This is a genomic window from Amycolatopsis sp. Poz14 (assembly GCF_006704225.1).
In the GTDB taxonomy this organism is placed as follows: Bacteria; Actinomycetota; Actinomycetes; order Mycobacteriales; family Pseudonocardiaceae; genus Amycolatopsis; species Amycolatopsis nivea.
The window spans coordinates 2,596,118-2,610,402 of the sequence record NZ_JACLHD010000001.1; the positions used below are offsets into that span (position 1 = coordinate 2,596,118).

Consider the following 14,285-nt stretch of genomic DNA (forward strand, 5'->3'; position numbering starts at 1 on the left):
AGATGACGCTGCATGCTGCGAGCCGTGAAGCGCTCGACCTCGCCGAGCGCTCGCTCGGCGAGGTGCTGGCCGGAGCGGGCGCTGACCCCGCGAAGGTCGGGGACGAGCTGCTCTCGGTCGTCGACCTCCTTGACCGCGAAATCGGCCTGCGCCGCGCGGTCGGCGATTCTTCGGTCGCTCCGGAGAGCCGCCAGGGCCTGGTCCGCCGCCTGTTCGACGGAAAGCTGAGCGAGCAGGCCCTGAAGGTGCTCGACACCGTGGCGGGCAGCCGCTGGTCCAGTCCCCGCGAGCTGGTGGACGGGCTCGAGTCGGTCGGCCGTTCGGCGCTGCTCACCGCCGCCGAAAAGGCCGGGAACATCGAAACCGTCGAGTCTCAGCTGTTCCAGGTCGCGCGGATCGTCGCGGGCGCCCCGGAACTCGAGGCGGCGCTGTCCGACCTGAGCGCTCCCGCCGACGCGAAGCGGACCCTGGTCCGCGGGCTGTTCGCGGGCAAGGTCGACGCGGTCGTCGAGACCCTGGTCGAGCAGGCCGTGCAACGCGCCAAGGGGCGCGGCATCGGCAACGGGCTCGACAAGCTGGTCGCGCTGGCCGCGGAGCGGCGCGAACGCTCGGTCGCGTACGTGACCTCGGCGAACGCGCTCACCGACGAGCAGCGGGCCCTCCTCGGGACCAAGCTCGACGGCATCTACGGGCGGCCGATCGCGCTGCACGTCGAGATCGATCCGGCACTCGGCGGCGGCCTCGTCGTCCGCGTCGGGGACGAGGTCATCGACGGCAGCACCTCCGGGCAGCTGGCGGCGGTGCGCCGCACGCTGAGCCGGGCCTGAGCGGCACAACAGACTTTGCACACTGGACAGAACAGAAGCGAGAGCGGGAACGAAATGGCGGAGCTGACGATCTCCTCGGACGAGATCGCCCACGCGATCGAGAATTACGTCTCGAGTTACGCCCCTTCGGTGGAGCGGGAAGAGGTCGGCGTCGTCGCCGACGCCGGTGACGGCATCGCCCACGTCGAAGGGCTGCCCTCGGCCATGGCCAACGAGCTGCTCGAGTTCCCGGGCGGCGTCCTTGGCGTGGCGCTGAACCTGGACGCGCGCTCCATCGGCGCGGCGATCCTCGGCGACTTCGAGAGCATCGAAGAAGGCCAGCAGGTCAAGCGGACCGGCCAGGTCCTCTCGGTGCCGGTCGGCGACGGCTACCTCGGCCGGGTCGTCAACCCGCTCGGCCAGGCCATCGACGGCCTCGGCGAGATCGAGACCACCGGCCGCCGCGCGCTGGAGCTCAAGGCCGCCTCGGTGGTCGAGCGCCAGCCGGTGTCCGAGCCGCTGCAGACGGGCATCACCGCGATCGACGCGATGACCCCGATCGGCCGCGGCCAGCGCCAGCTGATCATCGGCGACCGCAAGACCGGCAAGACCGCGGTCGCGGTGGACACGATCATCAACCAGAAGGCCAACTGGGAGACCGGCGACCCGAAGAAGCAGGTTCGCTGCATCTACGTCGCGGTCGGCCAGAAGGGCTCCACGATCGCCTCGGTGAAGTCGGCGCTCGAGGACGCGGGCGCGATGGAGTACACCACCATCGTCGCGGCCCCGGCCTCGGACTCGGCGGGCTTCAAGTGGATCGCCCCCTACACCGGCTCGGCCATCGGCCAGCACTGGATGTACGAGGGCAAGCACGTCCTGATCGTGTTCGACGACCTGACCAAGCAGGCCGACGCCTACCGCGCGATCTCGCTGCTGCTGCGCCGCCCGCCGGGCCGCGAGGCGTTCCCCGGCGACGTCTTCTACTTGCACTCCCGTCTCCTCGAGCGCTGCGCGAAGCTCTCGGACGAGCTGGGCGCGGGCTCGCTGACCGGTCTGCCGATCATCGAGACCAAGGCCAACGACGTGTCGGCCTACATCCCGACGAACGTCATCTCGATCACCGACGGCCAGTGCTTCTTCCAGTCGGACCTCTTCAACGCCGGTCAGCGCCCGGCCATCGACGTGGGCATCTCGGTGTCCCGCGTGGGTGGCGCCGCGCAGGTCAAGGCGATGAAGAACGTCGCGGGCTCGCTGCGCATCGACCTGTCCCAGTACCGCGAGCTGGAGGCGTTCGCCGCCTTCGCCTCGGACCTGGACGACGCGTCGAAGGCGCAGCTGGAGCGCGGTGCCCGGCTGTACGAGGTGCTGAAGCAGCCGCAGTACTCGCCGGTCCCGGTCGAGGAGCAGGTCGCCACGGTGTACCTGGGCACGAACGGCTACTTCGACTCGGTCCCGACCGAGGACGTGCGCCGCTTCAACCTCGAGTTCCTCGACTCGGCGAAGCGCAAGCACGCCGAGGTGCTGGGCGCGATCCGCGACACCGGCAAGTTCGAGGACGACACCCGCGACGCGCTGATCGCGGCGGTGAACGAGTTCAAGAAGGAGTTCACCACCTCCGAGGGCAAGCCGCTCGAGTCGAACGCCGACGCGATGGCCGCCGAGAAGGTCGGGCAGGAGACCGTCAAGGTCAACAAGCCCGCCCCGAAGAAGTGAGCTGGTAGCCCATGGCCGCACAACTCCGGGAGCTTCGCTCGCGCATCAAGGCGACGAAGTCGATCGGCAAGATCACCAAGGCGATGGAACTCATCGCCACCGCGCGCATCACCAAGGCGCGCGCGAAGGTCGCCGCTTCCCGGCCGTACGCGGACGAGATCACCAAGGTGCTCTCGGCGCTGGCCGGCGCGGCGGCCAACCTCGACCACCCGCTCCTGGTCGAGCGCCCGAACCCGAAGCGCGCCGCCGTCCTGGTCGTCACCAGTGACAAGGGCCAGTGCGGCGGTTACAACTCGAACGTGCTGAAGGCGACCGAAGAGCTGCTTGCCCTCCTGAAGAAGGAAGGCAAGGAGGTCGACGTCTACACCACCGGCAGCAAGGGCCTGAACTACTACCGGTTCCGCAACCGCGCGGTGGCGGGCAGCTGGACGGGCTTCTCCGACCAGCCTGCCTACCCGGACGCGGTCACCGCGGCCGAGACGCTGGTGCAGTCCTTCAACGCCGGGGTCGACGACGCCTCGGGCAACGCGGACGGCATCACGGGCGTGGACGAGATCCACGTCGTCTACACCGAGTTCGTCTCGATGCTGACGCAGCGCCCGGTCGCCAAGCGCGTCGCGCCGCTGGAAGTCGAGTACTCCGACGGCGAGGACGAGAAGCCTGCCGGCCTGCTGCCGAGCTACGAGTTCGAGCCCAGCGCCGACAAGCTGCTCTCCGCGCTGCTGCCGAAGTACATCAACACCCGGCTGTACTCCGCGCTGCTCGAGTCCGCGGCGTCCGAACTGGCCGCCCGCCGCACGGCGATGAAGGCCGCGTCGGACAACGCGAACGAACTGGTGAACACGCTGACGCGGGAGGCGAACCAGGCCCGGCAGGCGCAGATCACCCAGGAGATCTCCGAAATCGTCGGTGGCGCGAACGCGCTCACCGCAGCAGGAAGTGATGACTGATGACCAGTACTGAAGCCCCGCGCGCCAAGGGGCGCATCGTCTCGGTGACCGGGCCGGTCGTCGACGTCGAGTTCCCGCGCGGTTCCGTTCCCGACCAGTTCAACGCGCTCAAGGTCGACATCGAGTTCGAGCAGCTGCGCAAGACGGTGACCCTCGAGGTCGCCGCGCACCTCGGCGACAACCTGGTGCGCACGATTTCGCTGCAGCCGCAGGACGGCCTCGTCCGCGGTGCGGAGGTCACCGACACCGGCGGCCCGATCACCGTCCCGGTGGGCGACAAGGTCAAGGGCCACGTCTACAACGCGCTCGGCGAGTGCCTCGACGAGCCCGGCTACGGCGAGGACCTCGAGCGCTGGGGCATCCACCGCAACCCGCCGCCCTTCGACCAGCTCGAGGGCAAGACGGAGATGCTGGAGACCGGCCTGAAGGTCGTCGACCTGCTGACCCCGTACGTGCAGGGCGGCAAGATCGGCCTGTTCGGCGGCGCGGGCGTGGGCAAGACGGTGCTGATCAAGGAAATGATCACCCGTGTCGCCCGGAACTTCGGCGGTACGTCGGTGTTCGCCGGCGTCGGCGAGCGCACCCGTGAGGGCAACGACCTCTTCCTGGAGATGTCCGAGGACGGCGTCATCAACGACACCGCCCTCGTGTTCGGCCAGATGGACGAGCCGCCGGGCACGCGTATGCGCGTCGCGCTGTCCGCGCTGACCATGGCGGAGTACTTCCGCGACGTCCAGAACCAGGACGTGCTGCTGTTCATCGACAACATCTTCCGGTTCACCCAGGCCGGTTCCGAGGTGTCGACCCTGCTGGGCCGCATGCCTTCGGCCGTGGGCTACCAGCCGACGCTGGCGGACGAGATGGGCCAGCTGCAGGAGCGGATCACCTCGACCCGAGGCCGTTCGATCACCTCGATGCAGGCGATCTACGTGCCCGCGGACGACTACACCGACCCGGCCCCGGCGACGACGTTCGCCCACCTGGACGCCACCACCGAGCTTTCCCGGTCGGTGTTCCAGAAGGGCATCTTCCCGGCGGTGGACCCGCTGGCGTCGACGTCGACGATCCTCGACCCGGCGATCGTCGGCGAGGACCACTACCGCGTCGCGTCCGAGGTCATCCGGATCCTGCAGAAGTACAAGGAGCTGCAGGACATCATCGCGATCCTCGGCATGGACGAGCTTTCCGAAGAGGACAAGCTGACCGTGCAGCGGGCGCGCCGGATCGAGCGGTTCCTGTCCCAGAACATGCTGGTGGCCGAGGCCTTCACGCAGATCCCGGGCTCCACCGTGCCGCTGGCCGAGACGATCGAGTCGTTCGACCGCATCACCAAGGGCGACTTCGACCACTACCCGGAGCAGGCGTTCCTGGGCATCGGCGGGCTCGAGGACCTCGAGAAGAAGTACCACGAGATCACCGGCAAGTGAGTGCGTGAGACCGGCGGGGGCACTGTCCATTGTGGACATCGGCCCCCGCCGTTCTCGTAACCGAAGCAAGACCTATTACACTCGGTGGTGACACCCCGAGCGAAGGAGTGCTACGTGGCTGAGATGTCCGTGGAGCTGGTTGCCGTCGAGCGCCGGCTCTGGTCGGGTACCGCCGCCTTCGTGGTGGCGCAGACCACCGAGGGCGAGATCGGCATCATGCCCGGACACGAGCCGGTGCTGGGCCAGCTCGTCGAGGGTGGCGTGGTGAAGGTGACCACGACGGACGGCGACGTGCTGACCGCGGCGGTGCACGGCGGGTTCCTGTCCGTGACCGCGACCGGGGTGAGCGTGCTCGCGGAGAGCGCGGAACTGTCCGACGAAATCGACGTGGCCGCCGCGAAGGCAGCCCTCAGCACCGGCGACGAGGCCGAGCGGACGAGGGCTTCGGCCCAGCTCCGCGCGGCTGGACAATCGGTCTGAGCGGACTAGACGGGCAGGAGCCGGGCCGTGCAGATCGCTGTGGTGGTGCTAGTGCTCCTGATCGTGCTCGTCGTCGTGGTCGGCTGGTACGGCCAGCGGTGGATCCGGATGCGCCGCGGCGGCGGCGTCAGCGTGGCGCTGCGGTGGCGTCCGGACAGCCCGCGGTCGAGCTGGCATCTCGGCCTCGGCCGGTACGAGGGCGAGAAGTTCGTCTGGTACCGCGTGTGGAGCCTGCGCACCGGTCCGGACCGCGTGTTCCAGCGGGAAAGCATGCAGATCGCCGACCGGCGGGACCCGTCGGGTTCGGAGGCGTACGCGGTGCCTGAGGGCTCGACGGTGCTGCGGTGCGAATCCTCGGACCAGGAAGCGATCGAAATCGCGATGGGACCGGGCGCGCTGACCGGGTTCCTGTCGTGGCTCGAATCGGCCCCGCCTGGTCGAAGGCTGCCGCGGGCTTCGTGATTTTTCCGGCCCGCCATCGTGTCTCCACGATGGCGGGCCGTTTGCTTCTCGTGCAGCGGGTTGACCGGCGCTACGCTGGGAACATGGACGCCCGAGAACGGGAAGACCGCGCGCGCCGGTGGCAGACCTTGCCTAAGCCGGTGCGGCTCGAGGAGCTGACGGTGGCCCAGGCTGTCGAGCCAGGCCGCGATTCGACGTGGGACGTCGATTACGAGCGCTACTGGGCTGCTCAGGAAGCTAACTGGTCCCGGTAGGTCAGAGCACGGAGCGGACGATTCCCGCGAACTGTGCTGGCTTCTCGCCGTGCACGTTGTGTCCGCTGTCCACCCGCACGACCTCGACGTCGCTGATCAACGAGGCGATCCGCTGCGCGGTTTTCGGGTCGATCGTGTCTTGGGCCGCGTCCGAGGCCAGCTGGGCCTGCGCAGGTTTGTCGTTCTGTTCATCCGGACGACTGCGGCATTGTTGATCAGTGAGACAGCCGCAGGCCCGGTAGTCAGAGCACGGAGCGGACGATTCCCGCGAACCGTGCCGGTTTCTCGCCGTGCACGTTGTGTCCGCTGTCCACCCGCACGACCTCGACGTCGCTGATCAGCGAGGCGATCCGCTGCGCGTCCTCCGCGTCGATCGCCCCCTGAAGGACGCCGTCCTCGCCGTACTTCCAGTTCGCGTGGATCAGGATCGTCGGCGCTTCGATCTTGCGCAGCGTCGCCTCGTGGTCGAAGCCCTCGTCCCAGACGCCGGTATAGAACGCGTCCCCGAACCGCGGGTCGTAGTGCTCGACCGCGCGCTGCATGTCGTTCCAGCTCGGCGGCATGAAGAACACCGTGATCGGCCGGTCCGGATGCTTTTCCCGCCGCTTGAGCCCGGAGCGGATGATGCGTTCCGCGCCGTCGCCGAAGAAGTCCCACAGTTTCTGGTGCGCGAAGAGGTGGGCGCCCCAGTCGGATCCGCCGGACTGCAGGTACGTGTGGCAGGCCGTGGCGAGGTCGACCCAGTTCCAGGTCTTCTCCGCCCGCGGCAGCAGGGTGGTGAACAGCGGCGGGTCCTCCAGCACGACCGCCCTCACCAGGTCCGGCCGGTTCCCGGCGAGCCAGGCCGCCAGCTGGCCGCCCGACGAATGCCCGGACACGACGACCCGCGTGCCGATGACCTCCTCGACGAACCGCGCCAGATCGGTGCCGACCGCGGTCGCCGTGTACTTCTCCGGCGTCCGCGCGGACTGGCCGTGCCCGTGGACGTCGACCGCGTAGACCGTGAAGTCCCGCACCAGGTCCGGCAGCACGCGCGCGTAGCTCTGCCAGTCGACGGCCTGGCCGTGGATCAGCAGCAGCGGCGGCTTGTCGCCCGCCGGGCCTTGGGCGTAGTGCAGTTTCGAGCCGTTGACCACCACGTCGTGCTCGGTGAATCCGGCTCGCCGGGTGCGGGCCAGCGCCCAGTCGTACGTCTTGCGGTTGCGTACGGCCCAGCCGCCCGCGGCGAGGCCTGCCGTCGCCAGGACGGAGGCGCCTGCCGCGATCAGCCGCCCGGCTGCCACAGCACGTCGCCTTCGGGGTTGGCCAGCCGGGCGAGGATGAACAGCAGGTCCGAGAGCCGGTTCAGGTACTTGGCCGCGATCGGGTTGGACGTGTCCGGCTCGGTCTCCATCAGCGCCCACGCGGACCGTTCCGCGCGGCGGGAGACCGTGCGCGCCTGGTGCAGGAACGCCGCGCCCGGGGTGCCGCCCGGGAGGATGAACGACGTGAGCTTCGGCAGCCGCTCGTTGAACTCGTCGCACCAGCCTTCGAGCCGCTCCAGGTACGCCTCGGTGATGCGCAGCGGCTCGTACGGCGGGTCTTCCTGGATCGGCAGGCACAGGTCCGCGCCGACGTCGAAGAGGTCGTTCTGGATCCGGCGCAGCACGGCGGCGATCTCGTCGGTGAGCCCGCCGAGCGCGATCGCCAGGCCGAGCACGGAATTGGCCTCGTCGGTGTCGGCGTAGGCGGACAGCCGGGCCGAAGTCTTGGGCACCCGGGAACCGTCGCCGAGCGCGGTCGTGCCGCTGTCGCCGACCTTCGTGTAGACCCGGTTGATACGAACCACCATACGTTCGACTCTACCGGCCCGGGTTCGGGCAAAACTGGGCGAGAGGGCATGATTGGCGGCCATGAGCGAGCACTTCGACGTGCATGGCGGAGCCCGGCTGGTCGGCGAGGTCGACGTGGTCGGCGCGAAGAACAGCGTGCTGAAACTGATGGCCGCGGCACTGCTGGCCGAAGGCACCACGACCATCACGAACTGCCCGCAGATCCTGGACGTCCCGCTGATGGGCGACGTCCTGCGCAGCGTCGGCTGCGAGGTGGAGATCGAGGGCGACACGGCGCGCATCACGACGCCCGCGGAGCTGTCGCACCGCGCCGATTCGGCGGCGATGGGCAAGCTGCGCGCCTCGGTGTGCGTGCTGGGCCCGCTGGTCGGCAGGCTGAAGCAGGCGGTCGTCGCGCTGCCCGGCGGCGACGCGATCGGCCAGCGTCCCCTCGACATGCACCAGAACGGCCTCCGCAAGCTCGGCGCGACGAGCACCATCGAGCACGGCTGTGTCGTCGCGAAGGCCGAGACGCTGGTGGGCACCCAGATCTGGCTGGACTTCCCGAGCGTCGGCGCGACCGAGAACATCCTGATGGCGGCCGTGTTGGCCGAGGGCACGACGGTGATCGACAACGCCGCCCGCGAGCCGGAAATCGCCGACATCTGCACGATGCTGACCGAGATGGGCGCGAAGATCGAGGGCGCGGGCACCTCGACGCTCACCGTCCACGGCGTCGAGACGCTGCACCCGACCGAACACCGCGTGATCGGCGACCGCATCGTCGGCGCGACCTGGGCGTTCGCCGCCGCGATGACCCGCGGCGACCTGACCGTGCGCGGCGTGAACCCGCACCACCTCGACCTGGTCCTGGACAAACTGCGCCTGGCCGGCGCGGAGGTGACCACCTACGACGACAAGGGCTTCCGCGTCGTCCAGCCGGAACGCCCGAAGGCGGTCGACTGGGTGACGCTGCCGTACCCCGGTTTCGCCACCGACCTGCAGCCGTTCGCGGTCGCGCTGTCGGCGGTGTCCGAGGGCACGTCGATGATCACCGAGAACGTGTACGAGGCCCGGTTCCGGTTCATCGAAGAGATGATCCGGCTGTCCGGCGACGCCCGCACGGACGGCCACCACGCGGTGGTCCGAGGAGTGGAGAAGCTGTCGAGCGCGCCGGTGTGGGCGTCGGACATCCGCGCCGGGGCCGGGCTGGTGCTGGCCGGACTGTGTGCGGACGGCGTGACCGAGGTGTGGGACGTGTTCCACATCGACCGCGGGTACCCGCATTTCGTGGAAAACCTGAACCGGCTGGGCGCCCGGATCGAGCGGGTGACGGGGGAGCCGGAGCGGGCTTGAGCGACGGGTGCTCCGCAGGCGACTACGCGGAGCGGGACGAAGAAAGCTGCCGCGACGTCGAGGTCGTCGACGGGGTAATCCGTGCTCGGCCGATGCGGTCGCGAAGGCATCAGAGAATCACTCGGAGGCTGTCTTACGAACTCGAATCGGCCTGCGGCAGCGATCTCGCCGTCGAGTTCGACGTCGACCTCCGGCTGCGCGATGTCCCGTTGCTGAACCGGCGTCCGGACTTGGTCGTCTACGACGCAGATCTGCCCACCGACGCAGTGCTGCGCCCGGAGCACTGCCGCCTCGTTGTCGAGGTGATGTCGCCAGGATCGATCACTGTCGATCAGATCGACAAACCCGCTGAGTACGCGGCCGCCGGGATTCCGCAGTTCTGGCGGGTCGAGAACACCACCGACGAGGTCGGCGGGCTTACCGTCTTCTGCTACCGACTCGACGCGACCACCCGCTCGTACGTCCCGACCGGCGCGCACCAGGGCACTTTCCAGGTCGTCACTCCGGTCGAAGTGTCGCTGGAACTGAAAACCCTGCTGTAAAGCCGGTTACGCGCTCAACGCCCGCACCACCAAATCCGTCACCTGATCCAAATACCCCTCCTCCGCCGGAACCCCGCGCACGATCAGCCGCCAGTAAACGATTCCCGCGCCCATATCCAGCGCCAGTTCGATATCCGTGTCCGCCGGGATCTCCCCGCGCTCGATCGCTCTCGTGAACACCGCCCGGTTGACCGCCCGCCGGGGGCCGCCGATCGTCAGGCGGGCGAATTCGGCCATGGCCGGGTTCCGGCGGGCTTCCGCGATCAGCCCGGGGAAGATCCGTGAAAACCGCGGATGCGTGATCCATTCGCAGAGTGCTTCCAGCGAGGCCCGGATATCGCCGCGCAGGCTGCCGGTGTCCGGGTCCACCGCGCGCGCCACGCTGAATTCCGCGATGACCGCGCCGATCATTTCGTCTTTCGACGGCCAGCGCCGGTAAAGCGCGCTCTTCCCGACGCCCGCGCGTTTCGCGACCGCTTCCATCGACAGCCTGCCGAAACCGTGGTCGGCCAGTTCGTCGATCACGGCTTCGGTGATGGCGTAAGTGACGTCGGGCTGCAGAACGGCAGCTCCGGTCGGTGTCCGGCGGGTCGTCATGGCGATCAGCATAGCGTGTGGACGGGACGGTACCGTCCCGTGTACGTTGTGGATGAGACGGTACCGTCTCGTCCATTCCTGAGGAGGGGGTTCGATGCAGCTCATCGATCACGCGCTCGACCTGCTGGTCCAGCACGACATGGCCGGATTCGTGCAGTTGTTCGCCGAGGACGCCGTGCTCGAGTTCCCGTTCGCCGCGCCCGGCGAGCCCGGGCGGGTCGAAGGCCGCGCCGCACTGGCCGAGTACCTGCGCAACTACCCGAACCTGTTCGACATCCGCGAGGTCGCCGCCAAGACCGTGCACCAGACGACCGATCCGGAGGTCTCGATCGCGGAGTTCGAACTGGCCGGCATCGCGGTCGCCACGCAGAAGCCGTACCGCCTCGGCTACGTCGTGGTGCTGACCGTCCGGGACGGCCAGATCCACCGGTATCGCGACTACTTCAGCCCGCTCGCGGTGATCGACGTTCTCGGGGTGCCGGGTGTCTGACGTTCTCGTGCTCGGCTCCACCGGCACCACCGGCAGCCGCGTCGTGCGCGGGCTCGAAGCCGCCGGGGTGCGGCCGCGCGCGGCGACCCGGAATCCCGTCGAACCCGGCCAGATCCGGTTCGATTGGGACGAGCCCGCGACGTACGGTCCGGCGCTGGACGGGGTCTCGGCGGTCTACCTGATCGCCCCCGTCGGAGCCGATCCGCAGTCGCTCGTCGAAGAGTTCCTCAAGCACGCGCCGGACGCGCGGGTGGTGTTGCTCAGTTCGTCCGCGGTGGACGAGCACACCCCGGTAGTGGGCGGGCTGCCCGGCCTCGTCCGCCGTCAGCCGGGCTGGGCGGTGCTGCGGCCGTCGTGGTTCATGCAGAACTTCACCGCCGGGCATCTGGTCGGCGACAGCGCCCGCGCGGGCCGGATCGTCACCGCGACCGGGGACGCCCGGGTGGCGTTCGTCGACGCCGTCGACATCGCCGCGGTCGCCGTCCGCGCGCTGCTCGACCCGGAACCGCACAACACCGATCACCTCATCACCGGTCCGCGCGCGCTCAGCTACGCCGAGGCCGCCGAGATCGTCGGGAAACGGCTCGGCCATCCGGTCGTACACGAGCCGGTTTCCACCTCGCAGTACCAGCAATTCCTGGTCCGCGACGGGCTCCCCGAGTCGTACGCCGAAATGCTCGCCTTGCTGGACGAGGCGATTCGCGGCGGCGCCGAGGACCGCGTCACCGACACCGTCGAGCGGGTCGCCGGACGACCCGCCCGTGATTTCCGCACTTTCGCGAAGGAAGAGATCCGATGAAGCCGCTGCTGTTCGAAGACGACCCGCAATTCTGGTTCGAGACCTTGCTCGCGTTCGGCGAGATCGCATACGGGGGCGCGGATTTCGGCGAGATCGTCGCGATCGCGTCGAACATCAAATCCGGTGACTACGACAGCTGGCACGACGCGTGGCTCGCCACCGCTGAGCGGCTTTACGCCGAGGCCGCGACCATGCACCCGGTCAGCGCACGCGACGCGTACCTGCGGGCCTCGACGTACTACCGCCGTGCCGAGTTTTTCTTGCACAGCAACCCGGAAGACCCGCGGATCAACTACGCCTACGAGCGCAACGTCGAGTGCTTCCAGAACGCGATAGCAACGCTCGATCACGTCGAACGGATCGAAATCCCCTACGACGGCCACGTCTTGCGCGGCTACTTCTACCGCGCTCCCGGCGACGGCCCGAAGCCGCTTCTGGTGGCGCACAACGGTTTCGACGGCAGCGCCGAGGATCTGCACTTCATGGGCGCGACCGCGGGCCAGGAACGCGGCTATCACGTGCTGACCTTCGACGGTCCCGGCCAGCCCAGCGCCGTCCACCGCGACGGGATGTTGTTCCGCCCGGACTGGGAGCACGTCGTCGGCCAGGTTCTCGACTACGCACTCGCTCTGCCCGGCGTGATCCCGGAGAAGGTCGCCCTGATCGGCTGGAGCCTCGGCGGGATGCTCGCGCCGCGCGCCGCCGCGTTCGAACCGCGGCTGTCGGCCGTCGTCGCCGTGGACGGGCTCTTCGACGCCGGTGCGGCTTTCGTGCAGCAACTGCCGTGGGACCGCGACGAGATCGTCCGCCGCGCGAACGCACCGGAGGACCCTGAACTGGACGCCTTTCTAGCCGGCGCGAAGGAGCAGAGCCCGACCGTCCGCTGGGCACTGGGCCACGGCCGCTACGTGATGGGCGGCGCGACCGATCGCGAGTTCCTGGCGAAGTACCTCGAGTACAACCTCTACGACGGCGTGGCCGAGCGCATCACATGCCCGGCGCTGATCTGCGACGCCCTGGAGGACCTGTTCTTCACCGGACAGCCGCAGCAGCTGTACGACCGGATCAGCGGCCCGAAGAAGCTGCTGAACTTCACCGCGGAGGAGGGCGCGGACGCACACTGCCACGTCGGCGCGATGCGGCTCGCGAGCGGCCGGATCTACGACTGGCTGGACGACGTGCTGTGAGTTCTCGTGAGTGTTGAAGCCGGTTCTCACCGGCTGCTGAGTCTCAGGACATCGCCGACAGTTGATGTCTCAGGACATCGCGGACACTCCGTCGTCCGCCAACGCTCACGAGGATTCGAGGGCCAGCGCCGCGCCGAACCCGACCAGCGCGGTGCCGGTCACCCCGTCCAGCGCGCGGCGGACCTTGCGGCGGCTGAGCCACGCGCGGACGCGGTGCACGAAGAACAGCAGCACCAGCAGCCAGATCGTGCCCAGCACGGCGACCGTGTACGCGAGCACCAGTGCGTCCCAGGTCGTCGTGCGCACCGGGTCGAGGAACTGCGGCAGCACCGACAGGTACAGCACCAGCACCTTGGGGTTCGTGATGTTGGACAGGAACCCTTCGCGCCACCGCCGGAAGCCGCTGGTGCGCTTGCGCTGGGTGTCGGCGACCGCGTCGTAGTTGCCGCGCCAGGCGCCGCGCAGCGCTTGGAAGCCGAGGAACAGGAGGTATGCGGCACCGAGCCACTTGAGCGTGAGGAACACCGGCTGCGAACGGGCGATCACGACGCCGAGCCCGAGCGCCGCGGCCGTGCCCTGCACCGCGTTGCCGGCGAGGATGCCCGCCGTGGCCAGCAAGCCGCCGCGCGCGCCGCCGGACAGGGCGTTCTTCAGCATCACCATCGTGTCCGGCCCCGGCGCGAGCACGATGAGAACCACGATCACCAGATAACTGCCGTACCCGCTCCACGTCACGTCTGACCACGGTAGATCCCGGACCGGCCGACGTCTCGCGGATTTCCGTCACACCGGTTCGGCAACCTGGGCGAACCGGACGGCGTGCTCTCTTCGGGAGCGAGGAGGGCGACATGTTTCCACTGGCAGAAGGCGAGCACCTGCTCTGGTCCGGGCGGCCGCAGCGGTACCCGCGTCGGTACGCGGACTTTCACGGGTACGTCGCAGCGACGGTGGGCTTCGCCGCGCTTGGCGCGCTAGGCGTTTTCGCCAGCGTGAAGCTCGGCATGGAGCTCGCCGTCCTTGCGCTGTTGCCGGGCTTCTTCGGCGCGGCGGTCGCGCAGACCGCCGAACGGAACCGGCAGCGAAAGCTGCTGCTCGGCGTGCTGACTTACCTGGTGACCGATCGCAGGCTCGTCTTCGTCGCCGACCGTCCGGGCGGCATCGAGTTCCGCTGGGTGTGGCTTCCTGACCTGGACGAGCCGCGGCTGCGCGACCACGGCGACGGGACCGGCACCGTCAGCTTCAAGGGGCCATCGCGTGTCCGGCTGCGCGACCAGAAGTTCCAGGCGCAGTCGTCGCTGACGACAATGACGCCCGAACTGATCGCGATCGAGGAGCCGGAGCACGTCGCCGAACTGATCGCTCGAACACTCCGCGCTCTCCAGCCGTCGGGCGGAACATCCAGCTGACTCCG

The 14,285-nt window shown here is 68.8% G+C and carries 17 protein-coding genes; 13 read left to right on the plus strand and 4 right to left on the minus strand.

The features are described 5' to 3' along the window. Positions 1–2: 2 nt before the first annotated feature. From FKO37_RS12790 to FKO37_RS12820, 7 genes are all read left to right on the plus strand, one after another. A complete protein-coding gene (locus FKO37_RS12790; protein WP_037815368.1) occupies positions 3–827 on the plus strand; it encodes a F0F1 ATP synthase subunit delta in 825 nt (274 codons plus the stop codon). 54 nt (positions 828–881) lie between these two features. Next, positions 882–2,519, plus strand: coding sequence for a F0F1 ATP synthase subunit alpha (gene atpA, locus FKO37_RS12795; RefSeq protein ID WP_043832102.1), 1,638 nt, complete (start codon positions 882–884; stop codon positions 2,517–2,519). 11 nt (positions 2,520–2,530) lie between these two features. Beyond that, a complete protein-coding gene (locus FKO37_RS12800; protein WP_037815364.1) occupies positions 2,531–3,469 on the plus strand; it encodes a F0F1 ATP synthase subunit gamma in 939 nt (312 codons plus the stop codon). Next, positions 3,469–4,896, plus strand: a complete 1,428-nt coding sequence (gene atpD / locus FKO37_RS12805; RefSeq protein ID WP_037715400.1) for a F0F1 ATP synthase subunit beta — start codon at positions 3,469–3,471, stop codon at positions 4,894–4,896. The genes FKO37_RS12800 and atpD overlap by 1 nt, the downstream gene beginning before the upstream one ends. Before the next feature lie 114 nt (positions 4,897–5,010). Further along, on the plus strand, positions 5,011–5,376 hold the full coding sequence (locus tag FKO37_RS12810) for a F0F1 ATP synthase subunit epsilon (RefSeq protein ID WP_037815362.1): 366 nt from the start codon (positions 5,011–5,013) through the stop codon (positions 5,374–5,376). Positions 5,377–5,403: 27 nt separating this feature from the next. After that, on the plus strand, positions 5,404–5,838 hold the full coding sequence (locus FKO37_RS12815) for a DUF2550 domain-containing protein (protein WP_037815359.1): 435 nt from the start codon (positions 5,404–5,406) through the stop codon (positions 5,836–5,838). 83 nt (positions 5,839–5,921) lie between these two features. After that, on the plus strand, positions 5,922–6,092 hold the full coding sequence (locus FKO37_RS12820) for a hypothetical protein (RefSeq protein WP_238604473.1): 171 nt from the start codon (positions 5,922–5,924) through the stop codon (positions 6,090–6,092). A gap of 242 nt (positions 6,093–6,334) precedes the next feature. On the opposite strand, the gene FKO37_RS12825 is transcribed toward FKO37_RS12820, so the two are convergent. Both FKO37_RS12825 and FKO37_RS12830 read right to left on the minus strand, forming a co-directional pair. Beyond that, positions 6,335–7,375, minus strand: a complete 1,041-nt coding sequence (locus FKO37_RS12825) for an alpha/beta fold hydrolase (protein WP_238604474.1) — start codon at positions 7,373–7,375, stop codon at positions 6,335–6,337. Further along, the gene (locus FKO37_RS12830) at positions 7,357–7,923 is read right to left on the minus strand and encodes a cob(I)yrinic acid a,c-diamide adenosyltransferase (RefSeq protein ID WP_238604475.1); all 567 of its coding nucleotides are present in this window, start codon (positions 7,921–7,923) and stop codon (positions 7,357–7,359) included. Before FKO37_RS12830 ends, FKO37_RS12825 begins: the two co-directional genes overlap by 19 nt. 61 nt (positions 7,924–7,984) lie before the next feature. Between FKO37_RS12830 and murA the strand changes: the two genes are divergently transcribed. Both murA and FKO37_RS12840 read left to right on the plus strand, forming a co-directional pair. Further along, positions 7,985–9,259, plus strand: coding sequence for a UDP-N-acetylglucosamine 1-carboxyvinyltransferase (gene murA, locus FKO37_RS12835; protein WP_134733901.1), 1,275 nt, complete (start codon positions 7,985–7,987; stop codon positions 9,257–9,259). Then, a complete protein-coding gene (locus FKO37_RS12840; protein ID WP_238604476.1) occupies positions 9,256–9,801 on the plus strand; it encodes a Uma2 family endonuclease in 546 nt (181 codons plus the stop codon). The genes murA and FKO37_RS12840 overlap by 4 nt, the downstream gene beginning before the upstream one ends. A 6-nt stretch (positions 9,802–9,807) precedes the next feature. On the opposite strand, the gene FKO37_RS12845 is transcribed toward FKO37_RS12840, so the two are convergent. Then, on the minus strand, positions 9,808–10,398 hold the full coding sequence (locus FKO37_RS12845) for a TetR/AcrR family transcriptional regulator (protein ID WP_037815429.1): 591 nt from the start codon (positions 10,396–10,398) through the stop codon (positions 9,808–9,810). A gap of 94 nt (positions 10,399–10,492) precedes the next feature. On the opposite strand from FKO37_RS12845, the gene FKO37_RS12850 reads away from it, so the two are divergent. Genes FKO37_RS12850 through FKO37_RS12860 form a run of 3 tightly spaced genes read left to right on the plus strand, consistent with a single transcriptional unit; the run spans position 10,493 to position 12,874 of the window. Beyond that, entirely contained in the window at positions 10,493–10,888 is a 396-nt protein-coding gene (locus FKO37_RS12850; protein ID WP_037815350.1) for a nuclear transport factor 2 family protein, read from the plus strand. Beyond that, positions 10,881–11,687: an NmrA family NAD(P)-binding protein gene (locus FKO37_RS12855; RefSeq protein ID WP_238604477.1), complete on the plus strand. Its 807-nt coding sequence runs from the start codon at positions 10,881–10,883 to the stop codon at positions 11,685–11,687. The genes FKO37_RS12850 and FKO37_RS12855 overlap by 8 nt, the downstream gene beginning before the upstream one ends. Continuing rightward, positions 11,684–12,874 (plus strand): S9 family peptidase, encoded by a 1,191-nt coding sequence (locus FKO37_RS12860; RefSeq protein WP_238604478.1) that lies wholly within the window; start codon positions 11,684–11,686, stop codon positions 12,872–12,874. Before FKO37_RS12855 ends, FKO37_RS12860 begins: the two co-directional genes overlap by 4 nt. 105 nt (positions 12,875–12,979) lie before the next feature. On the opposite strand, the gene FKO37_RS12865 is transcribed toward FKO37_RS12860, so the two are convergent. Then, positions 12,980–13,609 (minus strand): LysE family translocator, encoded by a 630-nt coding sequence (locus tag FKO37_RS12865; protein WP_238604479.1) that lies wholly within the window; start codon positions 13,607–13,609, stop codon positions 12,980–12,982. Positions 13,610–13,722: 113 nt separating this feature from the next. Here FKO37_RS12865 and FKO37_RS12870 point away from each other — a divergent pair, with 113 nt between their 5' ends. Beyond that, complete coding sequence (locus FKO37_RS12870) at positions 13,723–14,280, plus strand: hypothetical protein (RefSeq protein WP_238604480.1); 558 nt, start codon at positions 13,723–13,725, stop codon at positions 14,278–14,280. Positions 14,281–14,285 lie beyond the last annotated feature (5 nt).